This is a genomic window from Limosilactobacillus albertensis (assembly GCF_014145555.1).
Taxonomy (GTDB): Bacteria; Bacillota; Bacilli; order Lactobacillales; family Lactobacillaceae; genus Limosilactobacillus; species Limosilactobacillus albertensis.
In genome coordinates this window covers 123970-138169 of sequence record NZ_JACIVD010000055.1, presented here as the reverse complement: position 1 = coordinate 138169, position 14200 = coordinate 123970, and the positions used below count along the sequence as shown (strand labels likewise).

The window sequence follows — 14200 nt, the reverse complement described above, 5'->3', positions numbered from 1 at the left end:
GGTTGGTGTTGTGGTATGCATGGATTTATTGGCGAATTCTTTGGCACAATGGTTCTTATCCTATTGGGAGCTGGGTGTTGTGCTGGTAATAGTTTAAACAAAACATATGGTAAACAAAGTGGCTGGTGGTTCATTTGTATTTCCTGGGGATTAGCAGTTACGATGGGGGTCTATGTTGCAGGTTTTCTCGGTTCATTGGGACATTTAAATCCAGCAGTAACAATTCCGTTTGCTATCTTTGGCTTGTTCCCATGGAGTAATGTGGTACCTTATTTACTTGGTCAATTCCTCGGTGCATTTGTTGGTGCAGTATTAGTAATTATTCAATTTTATCCACAATTTAAAGCAACTCCAAATGAAGAAGAAGGAAATAGTGTTGGTATTTTTGCTACCCGTCCAGCGGTGAATAGTCCAATTTTTAACTTTCTCTCAGAAGTGATTGCAACCTTTGCATTTATTTTTGTACTTTTAAATCTTGGTAACTTTACTCAAGGAATGAAGCCATTTATTGTCGGGTTGGTTATTGCTGTTGTTGGTACATGTCTTGGTACGACAACAGGTTTTGCCTTAAATCCGGCTCGTGACTGGTCACCACGTTTGGCATATACTATTTTGCCAGTTCCAAATAAGGGTGCTGCAGAATGGTGGTATGCTTGGGTTCCAATGTGTGGCCCAATTGTTGGGGGCCTTCTTGCATGTGCTTTACAAACAGCACTTGTTTAATGATGATAGAAAAGAGGAGGCTAAGCAGCCTCTTTATTTAGTTTAAATGTGGTAGCCCGTAGGAGAAAGCTAATGGAAAAAGAAATATTAAAGAATAGTAATGAACAATTAAAAAAATTTGCGATGATTGTTAACGGCGATAAGCCCATGCGCAAAGTTAAGCCTGAAGAAAAACTAAAGGCAGGAGTAGATTTAGGAACTTCTTCAATTGTTTTAACGGTCCTTGATTCTAAAAATAGAATTGTGTATGGAGCATATGAATATGACCATGCAGTTCAAGACGGTATCGTAGTTAACTTTATGGAATCAGTTAATATTTTAAGGCGCCTAAAGGAAAAGGCTGAGAAAGTGCTAGGATGTGAGCTTAAGACAGCCTGTGGTGCAATTCCTCCGAAGACTGGTGAAAAAAGTGCTAAAGTGGTTGCTAATGTTATTGAAGAAACTGGTATGATTTGTACAGGTATTGAAGATGAACCAACAGCGGCAGCTAAATTTCTGCGATTAGCTAATGGTACGGTTGTTGATATTGGTGGAGGAACCACTGGAATTAGTGTTTTCAAGAATAATAAGCTCATTCATGTTATTGATGAAGCAACGGGTGGTTTCCACATGACGCTTGTTCTGGGCGGACGCTATAAGATTAAGAATGACGAAGCAGAACAACTAAAGCGTGATAAAGATAAGGAAGCTGAAGTATATGCCGTTATTAAACCAGTTGTAGAAAAGATGGCAGCAATTGTTCAAAACATGGGTGCGGAAGTTATCGACCCAGTAATCGTTGTGGGCGGTGCTACTAACTTTACGGAATTTACAAATACATTCAGTAAGACTTTAAAACGTAAAGTTTATAAGCCGCTTTATCCACAATTTGTAACGCCATTGGGTATTGCAATGTTTGACGATTAAAATAATAAGTAAAGTGAAATACACGTAAAAAGCTCTCTCAAATCGACTTTCGGGCCGACATGAAAGAGCTTTTGCTGTCTTTAAATAATTTTTTCAGTATAAATCCATTGTATTACGGAACAGTCAAAAACGTTTATTTCACTTGCAGGAATAATTGGTTGTGAGCAATCTACTGTATAAACCCAACCGGCTTTGTTACGGACATCGTTTAAATCATTGATTGAATAGATATAAGGATACCCGTTTAAATCGCGGGCTTTAAATGAAATTTCGTTCTTATTAAAGAAGTCTTTTGAAATTTCATAAACAGATTTATTAGATCGCCATTGGAGATTTCGCGGGATGGTATAAATTTTCTTAATTGCAGAATTATATTTGCGATATTTTGAAGGTGTCATTCCAACTTTCTGTTTGAAAATCTTAGTAAAGTAACTTGTTTGTGAGAACCCAACCGAATGAGCTAATTTATTTATTGGCGTATTTGTAAAAATAAGCTTTTCTTGTGCAAGAGCAATCTTTTGCAAATTAATGTAATTGATGAAGTTGTCATTAAAGTAGTTCTTAAAGATTCGACTTAAGTACGAAGGAGATAAATATATTTTTTGGGAAACGTTTTCGAGGGTTAATGATTTTTCGAGATTGGAGTTGATATATTTTAATGCCATCATGATATTTTTTTCAATATCAGATGGTGACGAATCTCCTGCATTATTGCCATTAACTGTGAAATTCGTTGGAAGCGGATAGACGCCAGCACCAGTTGGAGACTCAGAGATACTTAAAATACTGTTAAGGGATTGAGCTAATGAGGAAGCCTTAGAAGCCTCAATTGGATCTAAGATAATAATTTGATTGGATTTATCGCTAATGATTTCTTTGAGTGATGTTTCGATATATTTTCCACACAATTTAATAAAGTCAACATCAATATGTGAGGCATCAAGAATAAAAAATCCGCTCAAAGAACAATTAACAGCCAGTGGAAAAAGAAAGTAGTTTTTGAATCCTAGTTTCCTTAAATAATCTAGGGATACATTTGAATCAAAAAGAAGCGTATTACAATCTACAACAGTGCCAGTCACACTTGTGAAAACAATATTATTCTTAGTGAGATCTTGAAAAGTTTTAGTAACTCTTTGGATGTCGTTAAGAAACTTTGATGAATATTCGTACATAAAAAATCCACCTAACTTATCTTATTTAGAGGTTATTATCAACTATACCCCTACCATACTAGCATATATTTATGCAAAGTAAGCGCTATTTTGTCAATTTAGTAACATATAATTATGCTTTTTTGTCTTTCTATCTAATATACAGATTTTTAAGATAATATATTATAAACGCCATGTTATAGAATGAACATGTACCAAATTGTAAGCGATTTCTTTCATCGCTGATTGTGTTTATACTTTAGGAGGCAATTTTTATGGGACAAGAAGCACTTGGTTTAATTGAAACTAAAGGACTTGTAGCATCAATTGAAGCTGCCGATGCAATGGTTAAGGCAGCTAATGTTAAATTGATCGGTCAAGAAAAAATTGGTCACGGATTAGTAACTGTTATGGTTCGTGGTGATGTTGGTGCTGTTAAAGCATCAGTTGACGCTGGTGTTCAGGCTGCTGAAAATATTGGGGAAGTTGTTTCTAACTACGTAATTCCACGTCCTCAATCTGAAGTCGAAAAGCTCTTACCAAATAAAGAATAAGTTTTTAAAGGTTAAAGCCCTTATACAGACTGCAAGATACAAATATCTGTAATAAGAGCTTTATTATTAGGAGCTTTTATAAGCAGGAGGCAAAAAAATGAATGACTTTCTAAATTCTACTAGCACAGTTCCCGAATTTGTCGGTGCTAGTGAAATTGGTGACACTATCGGAATGGTGATTCCACGTGTTGACCAACAATTACTAGATAAATTGCATGTTACAAAACAATATAAGACACTAGGAATTTTGAGTGATCGTACTGGTGCTGGTCCACAAATCATGGCAATGGATGAAGGTATCAAGGCTACTAATATGGAATGTATTGATGTTGAATGGCCACGTGATACCAAAGGCGGCGGTGGTCACGGATGTTTAATCATCATTGGTGGTGACGATCCAGCTGATGCACGCCAAGCAATTCGTGTTGCTCTTGATAATCTTCATCGAACATTTGGGGATGTTTATAATGCGAAAGCCGGGCACCTTGAACTACAATTTACAGCTCGTGCTGCCGGTGCTGCTCATCTTGGCTTAGGCGCAGTTGAAGGAAAAGCTTTTGGATTAATCTGCGGTTGTCCTTCAGGTATTGGTGTTGTTATGGGAGATAAAGCATTGAAGACTGCTGGTGTAGAACCACTAAACTTTACTTCTCCTAGTCACGGAACAAGTTTCTCAAATGAGGGATGCTTGACCATTACCGGTGATTCAGGTGCCGTTCGTCAAGCTGTTATGGCTGGACGAGAAGTTGGATTAAAGTTGTTGTCACAGTTTGGTGAAGAACCAGTTAATGATTTCCCATCATACATTAAGTAGATCTGGAAGGAGGACTACTTTATTATGAAACGTCAAAAACGTTTTGAAGAACTAGAAAAGCGACCAATTCATCAAGATACATTTGTTAAGGAATGGCCTGAAGAAGGTTTCGTTGCAATGATGGGTCCAAATGACCCTAAGCCAAGTGTAAAAGTTGAGAACGGTAAGATTGTCGAAATGGATGGCAAGAAGCGGGAAGACTTTGACCTAATTGACCTCTACATTGCTAAGTATGGAATTAACGTTGACAATGTTGAAAAGGTTATCAATATGGACTCAACTAAGATTGCACGGATGTTAGTTGATCCAAATGTATCACGTGAATCCATTATTGAAATTACTTCTGCACTAACTCCAGCGAAAGCCGAAGAAATTATCAGTAAGCTTGACTTTGGTGAAATGATTATGGCTATCAAGAAGATGCGTCCGCGTCGGAAACCAGATAACCAATGTCACGTTACTAACACGGTTGATAACCCTGTTCAAATTGCTGCCGATGCTGCCGATGCTGCACTTCGTGGCTTCCCAGAACAAGAAACTACTACTGCCGTTGCCCGTTACGCACCATTTAATGCTATTTCAATTTTGATTGGTGCTCAAACTGGTCGTCCTGGTGTATTAACACAATGTTCTGTTGAAGAAGCAACCGAATTGCAATTGGGAATGCGTGGTTTTACCGCTTATGCTGAAACTATTTCAGTTTATGGTACTGACCGGGTATTTACTGACGGTGATGATACACCATGGTCTAAAGGATTCCTTGCATCATGTTATGCATCACGTGGTTTGAAGATGCGGTTTACTTCAGGTGCCGGTTCAGAAGTTTTGATGGGTTACCCAGAAGGTAAGTCAATGTTATATCTTGAAGCACGTTGTATTTTACTTACCAAGGCTTCAGGTGTTCAAGGATTGCAAAACGGTGCCGTAAGTTGTATTGAAATTCCAGGTGCTGTTCCTAACGGTATCCGGGAAGTTCTTGGTGAAAACCTATTATGTATGATGTGTGATATTGAATGTGCTTCTGGTTGTGACCAAGCATACTCACACTCAGATATGCGGCGGACTGAACGGTTTATTGGTCAATTTATTGCCGGTACTGATTACATTAACTCTGGTTATTCATCAACTCCTAACTACGATAACACATTCGCTGGTTCAAACACTGATGCAATGGACTATGACGACATGTATGTTATGGAACGTGACTTAGGTCAATACTATGGTATTCATCCAGTTCAAGAAGAAACAATTATTAAGGCTCGTAATAAGGCTGCCAAGGCATTACAAGCTGTATTTGAAGATCTTGGACTACCTAAGATTACTGATGAAGAAGTTGAGGCTGCTACATATGCTAACACTCACGATGACATGCCAAAACGTGACATGGTTGCAGATATGAAAGCCGCTCAAGATATGATGGACCGTGGTATTACTGCTGTTGATATTATTAAAGCTCTTTATAACCACGGATTTAAGGACGTTGCTGAAGCCGTATTGAACCTTCAAAAGCAAAAGGTTGTTGGTGATTACCTTCAAACTTCATCAATCTTTGATAAGAATTGGAACATCACTTCTGCTGTAAATGACGGAAATGACTACCAAGGTCCAGGTACTGGATACCGTCTATATGAAGACAAGGAAGAATGGGATCGGATTAAAGATCTTCCATTCGCACTTGATCCAGAACACTTGGAACTATAGAGAGGAGGTAATCTCTTATGGCTGATATCGATGAAAATTTACTTCGTAAGATCGTTAAAGAAGTTTTAAACGAGACTAATCAAATTGATACTAAAATCAATTTTGACAAGGATAATAACAGCACTGCAACTGCTACCGAAGAAGTTCAACAACCAAATAGTAAGGCGGTTCCTGAAAAGAAACTTGATTGGTTCCAACCAATTGGTGAAGCAAAACCAGGTTACTCAAAGGATGAAGTTGTAATTGCCGTTGCACCTGCATTTGCGACAGTTTTAGATAAAACTGAAACTGGTATTCCACATAAAGAAGTTCTTCGACAGGTAATTGCCGGTATTGAAGAAGAAGGACTTAAGGCTCGGGTAATCAAGGTATACCGGACCTCAGATGTTGCTTTCTGTGCTGTTCAAGGTGATCACTTATCTGGTTCAGGAATTGCAATTGGTATCCAATCTAAAGGAACAACTGTTATTCACCAAAAGGATCAAGACCCATTAGGTAATCTTGAACTATTCCCACAGGCTCCTGTTCTTACACCAGAAACCTTCCGGGCAATTGGTAAAAATGCAGCAATGTATGCTAAAGGCGAATCTCCAGAACCAGTTCCAGCTAAGAACGATCAACTTGCTCGTATTCACTACCAAGCTATTTCAGCAATTATGCATATTCGTGAAACTCACCAAGTTGTTGTTGGAAAGCCTGAAGAAGAAATCAAAGTTACGTTCGATTAAGGAGGCATAACAGATGAGTGAAGTTGATGATTTAGTAGCAAAGATCATGGCACAGATGGGAAATAGCTCATCTTCTGACAGTTCAGCAAGTGCTACTTCAGTAAATAATGGTAAGGAAATGACAGCGGATGACTATCCTCTTTACCAAAAACACCGTAATTTAGTAAAGACGCCAAAGGGATCAAACCTTGATGACATTACCTTACAAAAGGTTGTAAATAACCAAGTTGATCCAAAAGAATTACGTATTACTCCAGAAGCTCTAAAACTCCAAGGTGAGATTGCCGCAAATGCCGGTCGACCAGCAATTCAAAAGAACCTGCAACGGGCTGCTGAATTAACACGTGTGCCAGATGATCGTGTCTTACAAATGTATGACGCATTACGGCCATTCCGTTCGACAAAGCAAGAATTATTAGATATTGCTAAAGAGCTTCGTGATAAATATCACGCTGAAGTATGTGCGGCTTGGTTTGAAGAAGCTGCAGATTACTATGAGAGCCGAAAGAAGCTCAAGGGTGATAACTAGTATTTGATAAAGTAGGGAGTTTTTTGTATGGCAACTGAAAAGGTAATTGGTGTTGATATTGGTAATTCTTCCACTGAAGTAGCGTTAGCTGATGTTGCCGATAATGGAACAATTAACTTTATTGGCTCTGGAATAGCCCCTACTACTGGTATCAAGGGTACAAAGCAAAACCTAGTTGGAATTAGAGATTCCATCAATCAAGTTCTTAATAAGGCTAATTTAACAATTAATGATATTGATCTTATTAGGATTAATGAGGCAACACCGGTTATTGGTGACGTAGCGATGGAAACAATTACTGAAACTGTCGTAACTGAGTCAACCATGATCGGGCACAATCCTGATACTCCAGGCGGTATTGGGACAGGAGCAGGAATAACGGTTAAACTATTAGATCTTGTAAAAAAGACTGATAAAAATAAAAACTATATTGTTGTTGTTCCTAAAGATATTGATTTTGAAGACGTTGCTAAATTGATTAATGCATATGTTGCTTCAGGTTATAAGATTACAGCTGCAATTTTAAAAAATGATGATGGTGTGTTAGTTGATAATCGATTGAATAAGCCAATCCCGATTGTTGATGAAGTTGCCATGATTGATAAAGTTCCGTTAGACATGCTGGCAGCTGTTGAGGTTGCTGGTCCTGGACAAGTTATCTCGCAGCTTTCAAATCCATATGGTATTGCTACCTTATTTGGATTAAATTCTGAAGAAACTAAAAACATTGTTCCAGTCTCACGTGCGCTAATTGGTAACCGCTCTGCCGTTGTTATTAAGACCCCAGCAGGGGATGTTAAAGCACGTGTAATCCCAGCGGGTAATATTATTATTAACGGTGATACCGGGAAAGAAGAAGTCGGAGTTTCAGAGGGTGCTGATGCCATTATGAAGAAGGTTTCTAGTTTCCGTCATATTAATGATATTACCGGGGAATCTGGGACTAATGTTGGTGGAATGCTTGAAAATGTTCGCCAGACAATGGCTGACTTAACTGGGAAGAAGAATAGTGAAATCGCTATTCAAGATTTGCTGGCTGTAGATACACAGGTACCTGTAGAAGTTCGTGGCGGTTTAGCTGGTGAGTTCTCTAATGAATCGGCAGTTGGAATTGCTGCGATGGTTAAGTCTGATCACCTTCAAATGGAAGTAATTGCTAAGTTAATTGAAGATGAATTCCATACGAAGGTTGAGATTGGTGGTGCTGAAGTTGAATCTGCAATTCGTGGTGCTTTAACAACGCCAGGAACAGATAAACCGATTGCAATTCTTGACTTAGGTGCCGGATCAACTGATGCTTCAATTATTAATAATGAAGATCGGACAGTTGCAATTCACCTAGCTGGTGCCGGCGACATGGTTACAATGATTATCAATTCTGAATTAGGCTTAAATGATATTCACTTAGCAGAAGATATTAAACGCTATCCATTAGCTAAAGTTGAAAACCTATTTCAAATTCGGCATGAAGACGGATCAGTACAGTTCTTTGAAGATCCGCTTCCGTCGTCATTGTTTGCCCGTGTCGTTGTAATTAAACCAGATGGGTATGAACCGGTTACCGGAAATCCAAGCATTGAGAAGATCAAGCTGGTTCGACAAAGTGCAAAAAAGCGTGTGTTTGTAACAAATGCATTGCGAGCTCTTAGGTACGTTAGCCCGACAGGTAACATTCGTGATATTCCATTTGTCGTAATTGTTGGTGGTTCTGCCTTAGACTTCGAGATACCACAATTAGTAACAGATGAATTAGCGCATTTTAATTTAGTTGCTGGTCGTGGAAATGTTCGTGGAATAGAAGGACCAAGGAATGCCGTTGCGACAGGATTGATTCTCCGTTATGGCGAAGAAAGAAGGAAGCAATATGAACAATGATTCAGAGCGTCCTTCAATCATCGTGGGTGTTGAAAATGGAACTGCTATTCCCAAGAGTGCTACACCACTATTCAACGGGATTGAAGAAGAACAAATACCAGTAGCGGTCAGAGAAATCGATATTGATAACGTTGTAAGCCGAGCATATCAATCGGCGCTTGCATCGCGATTATCGGTTGGGATTGCTTTTGATGGTGATCGTTTTATCGTTCACTATAAAAATTTAAAAGAAGATAAACCGCTATTCGATGAAACAATTAGCGATGGTAAGCAATTACGAATTCTAGGAGCAAATGCAGCGCGATTAGTAAAGGGAATTCCCTTTAAGGAAATGGTAAACAGGTGATTTAGTTATGAAGTCTTTAGGCTATGTAGAATGTAATGGATTATCTGGTGCTATTGTTGCTGCTGATCGAATGCTAAAGACTGCGGATGTTGACCTTAGTAGTATTCAAAATACAAAGGGAAATGGCTGGGTTACATTACAAGTTAGCGGTGAACTATCTGCTGTAACGGTTGCTGTTGAAGCCGTTAAGGATTATTTGCCGAATGTGTATGTAACGTCAGTAGTTATTGGTCGTCCTGCTTCGGGATTAAGTTCTTTAGGAAAGACAGATTTATTAAATCAGGGTCCTAAGAAGAAAGAGTCTAATCAAAAACCGATGGAGAAAACAGTGACTATTAAACCGGAGCCAGTTAGAGATAGCATTAATGAAAAAGTAGATGAACAGGTCGAAGAATCTTCTAATAAAGATGAGGAGCCACTGTCATCAGATAATTCTAAAACAGTAGACGGTCCTGATAATGAACAGGATGTAAGTTCTAATGAAAAGGTCACATGCAACATGTGCGGTGATCCAAAATGTCCACGAAAATTAGGTGAACCACATAAAAAGTGCATTCATTACAACGAATTAAAGAAAAAATAGGAGGAATATATTATGAATAACGCTTTAGGAATGATTGAAACTAAAGGTTTAGTTGCATCAATTGAAGCAGCTGATCAAATGGTAAAGGCAGCTAATGTTACATTAACAGGTCAAGAAAAAATTGGTAGCGGATTAGTAACTGTTATGATCCGTGGTGATGTTGGTGCTGTAAAAGCCGCTGTTGATGCTGGGGTTCAAGCTGCTGAAGGCGTTGGTGAAGTTGTATCATCTTACGTAATTCCACGTCCTCACGAAGAAGTTGAAAAGATCTTACCAGTATCAGGCAGTGACGCTGAATAGTTAAAATAAAGGAAGATTATTTATGGATGAAGAACATTTAAGGACGCTTATTCGGGCGATTATTAAGGAAACCCTTAATCCTAATCTCGTTCCGATTGGTGTTTCAAATCACCATGTTCACTTAACCGAAGAAGATTTTCAAAAACTCTTCCCTGGGCAGAAAATAGAAATGCTTAAGAAGTTGCGGCAACATGCTGATTTTGCTGCAAAACAGACAGTGGATTTAATCGGACCAAAGGGAACAATCAAGAATGTTCGATTAATGGGACCATATCGTTCACATTCACAAGTTGAAATCGCTCGTTCTGAAAACTTTACGCTTGGAATAGATGCGCCAATTAGGATGTCAGGTGATCTTGATGGTACGCCGTCAATTAAGGTTCGATCACCATACGCTGAGATTGAAATTCAAGGTGTAATTGTTGCTAAACGACACATCCACATGAGCCTTGAAGATGCTAAACGTTTCGGTGTTAAGCTTGGCGACTCCATGCAGGTTGAAGTTGATGGCGATGGTGGACGTAAGACAATTTTTGATGACGTTGTTGCCCGTCCACGTGAAGATTTCGTTCTTGAAATGCATATTGATACAGACGAAGCCAATGCTGCAAATGTTGGACTAGGTAACAATTCTTACGGAAAAGTTATCATTAAGAAAAAAGATTAACTCTTTAAGGATTACGAGGGGGTGAATAAATGGATAGCCTATTACAACAGGTTATGCACCGATTAGAAGAACGAAAGCGTACTAGTACGGATGTTTCTTTTGATCAGCAGGTTGCCCCGCCTAGTGAACAAATTTTTTTGCGGAACGGAAAAGTTATTCTTAGAAATATATCAATTAGTCTAGTAAAGGATTTGTATTCAATGGAAAAAACTAATGCTTGGGTTAACTGGGTGTTAGAAGGAATTAGCTATGATGTTAAATTTTATTTTTTGATTAACGAACAAATGGTTAATTTTATTCCACGAATGATGATTTTAGACTGGCCAATCCTCTTTGTTGTTGATAATGAATCGCCAGTGATTGCCAGTCATAATCGAATTATTACAAGAGGAGAAATAGCTGCTAAACCAGATAAATCAATTCTTGTCAGATATCAAAAGCAGTTCATTACTGATGAAGCGATTGATATTTGTAACTACAAAAAAATAAAAATTAAGATTAGGACTGAAGAAAATTGTATATGGCGAGAGTAGTAGGTAGTGTTGTTGCAACCCAAAAGGATCCATCTCTAGTTGGGAAAAAGCTAATGATTGTCCAGCAGATTAATTCAGACCAGCAGCCGGTGAGATTTGAACAGGTCGCAGCCGATACGGTAAATGCTGGGATTGGTGACAATGTATTAATCGTAAGAGGCGCTGGTGCAAGACGTGCTGATAGAGAACGTGATGAGGACCAACCTAGGGATGTTAATGATTGTACTATTGTAGGAATAATTGACCGTTTTGATAAGTAGTACACATTGGAGGAATTAAAATGGCTATTTACACAAAAGGTGGTGACAAAGGAGAAACAAGCTTATTTGATGGTACAAGGGTGCCTAAAGACTCTTTGCGGGTTGAAACTTACGGAACTTTTGATGAATTGAATGCCAATATCAGTTTGGCAGATAAATTTTGCGAGAGTAAACGTAATAAAAAACTTTTGCAAGAAGTTGAATATAAGATGTTTTTTCTTCAAGGTGAGATAGCTACCGAAAAAAGGCAATATTTTACAGACAAAAGTAAAATTATTACCGATGAAGATACTCGTCGATTAGAAAAAATAATCGATGAATATACAGCTAAGTTGCCGCCAGTTCATAGCTTTATCTTACCGGGGTCAAGTACTGCTGGTGCACAACTCCATGTTTGTCGGACGATTTGTCGACGAGCCGAAAGATTATTTGTCAGATTATCAAAAGATGTTAAGTTTCGTCCTGAGTTAGAGCGATACGTAAACCGATTATCTGATTTCTTGTATATTGTGGCTCGTGATGAGGACTACGAGGATTTATTAAATACTGTTACTGATAATGTAATTAAAATCTATCAACGTTATCAGGAAGAAAAGGACGTGCGTTAAGAATGAATGAAGAACAAATTAGTAAGATTGTTGAAAGCGTAATCAATAGCAATAATTCTAAGAACTTATTTGATCGTCATAAAATGGAAAAGGTAATTGATGCAGCTGTTGCCCGTGCTAATGAGCTTGGCGTAGGCGTAACAATTGCAATTATGAAGGCTGATCAAGTACTTCAAATGAGTTACCATATGCCAAATGCTAACTTAGTAAGTTGTACGCTTGCTCCTAAAAAGGCATGGTCTGCACTTGCAATGAAGGAACCAACAAAAGATATCAGTAAAGACATCCAACCTGGTGCCGGATTATATCAAATGGAAACAATGCTTGATGGTCGCTTAGCATCATTTGCTGGTGGTATTCCATTGAAGATTAATGATGAAATCATTGGTTCAATTGGTGTTAGCGGTGGATTGGTTGAAGAAGATCAATCAATTTGTGAAGCTGCTGTTGCAGAATTCTTGAAGGAGAGTAAATAGATATGCAGATCAATGATATTGAAAGTGCTGTTCGCAAGATCCTAGCAGAAGAATTAGATAATGCTAGTTCTAATAATGCAGCAGTTACTAACGATGATGGACATCGCGGTATTTTTACCAATGTTAATGATGCAATTGTCGCTGCTAAAGCTGCCCAAGAAGTATACCGTGACAAGCCAATTGCGGTTCGGCAACAAGTAATTGATGCCATCAAGGAAGGCTTCCGTCCATATATTGAAAAGATGGCAAAGGATATCAAAGAAGAAACTGGAATGGGAACGGTAGAAGCAAAGATTGCTAAATTGCATAATGCTCTATACAACACTCCAGGCCCAGAAATTCTTGAACCAGTCACTGAAAACGGCGATGGCGGAATGGTTATGTATGAACGGTTACCATACGGTGTTATTGGTGCTGTTGGCCCAAGTACAAATCCTTCTGAAACAGTTATTGCAAATGCAATTATGATGCTTGCTGGTGGAAATACGCTATACTTTGGTGCTCACCCTGGTGCTAAGAACATAACTCGTTGGACGATTGAAAAGATGAACGACTTCATTGCTGATGCAACTGGTCTTCACAATTTAGTTGTAAGTATCGAAACGCCAACAATTGAATCCGTTCAACAGATGATGCAGCATCCAGATATTGCTATGCTTGCTGTAACCGGTGGACCTGCTGTTGTTCACCAAGCAATGACTAGTGGTAAGAAGGCTGTTGGTGCTGGTCCAGGTAATCCTCCAGCAATGGTTGATGCTACAGCTGATATCGACCTAGCTGCGCATAATATTATTACTTCAGCTTCATTTGATAATGATATTTTATGTACTGCTGAAAAGGAAGTTGTTGCAGAAAGCAGCATTAAGGATGAATTAATCCGGAAGATGCAAGATGAAGGTGCTTTTGTTGTTAACCGTGAGCAGGCTGATAAACTTGCTGATATGTGCATTCAAGATAATGGTGCTCCTGATCGGAAGTTTGTTGGTAAGGATGCAACCTACATCTTAGACCAAGCTAATATTCCATACACTGGCCATCCAGTAGAAATTATCTGTGAATTACCAAAGGAACACCCATTAGTAATGACAGAAATGTTAATGCCAATCTTGCCAGTTGTTTCTTGCCCAACGTTTGACGATGTCTTAAATACTGCTGTTGAAGTAGAGCAAGGCAACCACCATACTGCAACTATTCATTCTAATAATTTGAAGCATATCAATAATGCTGCTCACCGGATGCAATGTTCAATCTTTGTTGTTAATGGTCCATCCTATGTTGGAACAGGTGTTGCTGATAATGGTGCTCACTCAGGTGCTTCAGCATTAACAATTGCCACGCCAACTGGTGAAGGAACATGTACTGCAAGAACCTTTACTCGCCGTGTTCGTTTGAATTCGCCACAAGGGTTCTCAGTCCGTAATTGGTACTAATGGGAGGCATAAT

General features: G+C 38.7%; 18 protein-coding genes. 17 read left to right on the top strand and 1 reads right to left on the bottom strand.

Annotated elements, in window-relative coordinates:
* Positions 1–15: 15 nt before the first annotated feature.
* Together H5S41_RS04015 and eutJ are read left to right on the top strand one after the other, a co-directional pair.
* Positions 16–723, top strand: a complete 708-nt coding sequence (locus H5S41_RS04015) for an MIP/aquaporin family protein (protein ID WP_003675189.1) — start codon at positions 16–18, stop codon at positions 721–723.
* A 72-nt stretch (positions 724–795) separates the two neighbouring features.
* A complete protein-coding gene (gene eutJ / locus H5S41_RS04010; RefSeq protein WP_182602419.1) occupies positions 796–1629 on the top strand; it encodes an ethanolamine utilization protein EutJ in 834 nt (277 codons plus the stop codon).
* Positions 1630–1709: 80 nt separating this feature from the next.
* Here eutJ and H5S41_RS04005 read toward each other — a convergent pair whose 3' ends face one another.
* Complete coding sequence (locus tag H5S41_RS04005; protein WP_182602418.1) at positions 1710–2804, bottom strand: helix-turn-helix domain-containing protein; 1095 nt, start codon at positions 2802–2804, stop codon at positions 1710–1712.
* Between the two features lie 254 nt (positions 2805–3058).
* Here H5S41_RS04005 and H5S41_RS04000 point away from each other — a divergent pair, with 254 nt between their 5' ends.
* The 15 genes from H5S41_RS04000 (at position 3059) to pduP (ending at position 14187) form a co-directional block, all read left to right on the top strand.
* Positions 3059–3337 (top strand): BMC domain-containing protein, encoded by a 279-nt coding sequence (locus tag H5S41_RS04000; RefSeq protein WP_003669890.1) that lies wholly within the window; start codon positions 3059–3061, stop codon positions 3335–3337.
* A 97-nt stretch (positions 3338–3434) separates the two neighbouring features.
* Positions 3435–4151 carry a propanediol utilization microcompartment protein PduB gene (pduB, locus tag H5S41_RS03995; protein WP_003669200.1) on the top strand — a complete coding sequence of 239 codons (717 nt, stop codon included), beginning with the start codon at positions 3435–3437 and terminating at the stop codon, positions 4149–4151.
* 24 nt (positions 4152–4175) lie between these two features.
* Positions 4176–5852 (top strand): propanediol/glycerol family dehydratase large subunit, encoded by a 1677-nt coding sequence (locus tag H5S41_RS03990; protein ID WP_153709196.1) that lies wholly within the window; start codon positions 4176–4178, stop codon positions 5850–5852.
* Positions 5853–5869: 17 nt separating this feature from the next.
* A complete protein-coding gene (locus tag H5S41_RS03985) occupies positions 5870–6580 on the top strand; it encodes a propanediol/glycerol family dehydratase medium subunit (RefSeq protein WP_153709195.1) in 711 nt (236 codons plus the stop codon).
* A gap of 13 nt (positions 6581–6593) precedes the next feature.
* Complete coding sequence (locus H5S41_RS03980; protein ID WP_182598126.1) at positions 6594–7109, top strand: diol dehydratase small subunit; 516 nt, start codon at positions 6594–6596, stop codon at positions 7107–7109.
* 27 nt (positions 7110–7136) lie between these two features.
* Positions 7137–8984: a diol dehydratase reactivase subunit alpha gene (locus tag H5S41_RS03975; protein ID WP_182598125.1), complete on the top strand. Its 1848-nt coding sequence runs from the start codon at positions 7137–7139 to the stop codon at positions 8982–8984.
* Complete coding sequence (locus H5S41_RS03970) at positions 8950–9330, top strand: glycerol dehydratase reactivase beta/small subunit family protein (RefSeq protein ID WP_153709192.1); 381 nt, start codon at positions 8950–8952, stop codon at positions 9328–9330. The genes H5S41_RS03975 and H5S41_RS03970 overlap by 35 nt, the downstream gene beginning before the upstream one ends.
* A gap of 7 nt (positions 9331–9337) precedes the next feature.
* Positions 9338–9913 (top strand): BMC domain-containing protein, encoded by a 576-nt coding sequence (locus H5S41_RS03965; protein ID WP_182602417.1) that lies wholly within the window; start codon positions 9338–9340, stop codon positions 9911–9913.
* Positions 9914–9922: 9 nt separating this feature from the next.
* Positions 9923–10213: a BMC domain-containing protein gene (locus H5S41_RS03960; RefSeq protein WP_308738375.1), complete on the top strand. Its 291-nt coding sequence runs from the start codon at positions 9923–9925 to the stop codon at positions 10211–10213.
* A gap of 22 nt (positions 10214–10235) precedes the next feature.
* Positions 10236–10880 carry a phosphate propanoyltransferase gene (locus H5S41_RS03955; protein WP_153709189.1) on the top strand — a complete coding sequence of 215 codons (645 nt, stop codon included), beginning with the start codon at positions 10236–10238 and terminating at the stop codon, positions 10878–10880.
* 29 nt (positions 10881–10909) lie between these two features.
* On the top strand, positions 10910–11413 hold the full coding sequence (gene pduM / locus H5S41_RS03950; RefSeq protein WP_182602416.1) for a PduM family microcompartment protein: 504 nt from the start codon (positions 10910–10912) through the stop codon (positions 11411–11413).
* A complete protein-coding gene (locus H5S41_RS03945; RefSeq protein WP_488168355.1) occupies positions 11395–11673 on the top strand; it encodes a EutN/CcmL family microcompartment protein in 279 nt (92 codons plus the stop codon). The genes pduM and H5S41_RS03945 overlap by 19 nt, the downstream gene beginning before the upstream one ends.
* 20 nt (positions 11674–11693) lie before the next feature.
* Positions 11694–12281, top strand: coding sequence for a cob(I)yrinic acid a,c-diamide adenosyltransferase (locus H5S41_RS03940; RefSeq protein WP_153709186.1), 588 nt, complete (start codon positions 11694–11696; stop codon positions 12279–12281).
* 2 nt (positions 12282–12283) lie between these two features.
* On the top strand, positions 12284–12757 hold the full coding sequence (locus tag H5S41_RS03935) for a GlcG/HbpS family heme-binding protein (protein ID WP_153709185.1): 474 nt from the start codon (positions 12284–12286) through the stop codon (positions 12755–12757).
* A 2-nt stretch (positions 12758–12759) separates the two neighbouring features.
* Positions 12760–14187 (top strand): CoA-acylating propionaldehyde dehydrogenase PduP, encoded by a 1428-nt coding sequence (pduP, locus tag H5S41_RS03930; RefSeq protein WP_182602415.1) that lies wholly within the window; start codon positions 12760–12762, stop codon positions 14185–14187.
* Positions 14188–14200: the final 13 nt, after the last annotated feature.

Bases quoted from the DNA above. Each gene is read 5' to 3' on its own strand.
- eutJ (WP_182602419.1), top strand. From the start codon at position 796: ATGGAAAAAGAAATATTAAAGAATAGTAATGAACAATTAAAAAAATTT.
- H5S41_RS03955 (WP_153709189.1), top strand. From the start codon at position 10,236: ATGGATGAAGAACATTTAAGGACGCTTATTCGGGCGATTATTAAGGAA.
- H5S41_RS03965 (WP_182602417.1), top strand. From the start codon at position 9,338: ATGAAGTCTTTAGGCTATGTAGAATGTAATGGATTATCTGGTGCTATT.
- H5S41_RS04000 (WP_003669890.1), top strand. From the start codon at position 3,059: ATGGGACAAGAAGCACTTGGTTTAATTGAAACTAAAGGACTTGTAGCA.
- H5S41_RS03980 (WP_182598126.1), top strand. From the start codon at position 6,594: ATGAGTGAAGTTGATGATTTAGTAGCAAAGATCATGGCACAGATGGGA.
- H5S41_RS04015 (WP_003675189.1), top strand. From the start codon at position 16: ATGCATGGATTTATTGGCGAATTCTTTGGCACAATGGTTCTTATCCTA.
- H5S41_RS03935 (WP_153709185.1), top strand. From the start codon at position 12,284: ATGAATGAAGAACAAATTAGTAAGATTGTTGAAAGCGTAATCAATAGC.
- H5S41_RS03990 (WP_153709196.1), top strand. From the start codon at position 4,176: ATGAAACGTCAAAAACGTTTTGAAGAACTAGAAAAGCGACCAATTCAT.
- pduP (WP_182602415.1), top strand. From the start codon at position 12,760: ATGCAGATCAATGATATTGAAAGTGCTGTTCGCAAGATCCTAGCAGAA.
- H5S41_RS04005 (WP_182602418.1), bottom strand. From the start codon at position 2,804: ATGTACGAATATTCATCAAAGTTTCTTAACGACATCCAAAGAGTTACT.
- H5S41_RS03940 (WP_153709186.1), top strand. From the start codon at position 11,694: ATGGCTATTTACACAAAAGGTGGTGACAAAGGAGAAACAAGCTTATTT.
- H5S41_RS03985 (WP_153709195.1), top strand. From the start codon at position 5,870: ATGGCTGATATCGATGAAAATTTACTTCGTAAGATCGTTAAAGAAGTT.
- pduM (WP_182602416.1), top strand. From the start codon at position 10,910: ATGGATAGCCTATTACAACAGGTTATGCACCGATTAGAAGAACGAAAG.
- H5S41_RS03970 (WP_153709192.1), top strand. From the start codon at position 8,950: ATGGCGAAGAAAGAAGGAAGCAATATGAACAATGATTCAGAGCGTCCT.
- pduB (WP_003669200.1), top strand. From the start codon at position 3,435: ATGAATGACTTTCTAAATTCTACTAGCACAGTTCCCGAATTTGTCGGT.
- H5S41_RS03975 (WP_182598125.1), top strand. From the start codon at position 7,137: ATGGCAACTGAAAAGGTAATTGGTGTTGATATTGGTAATTCTTCCACT.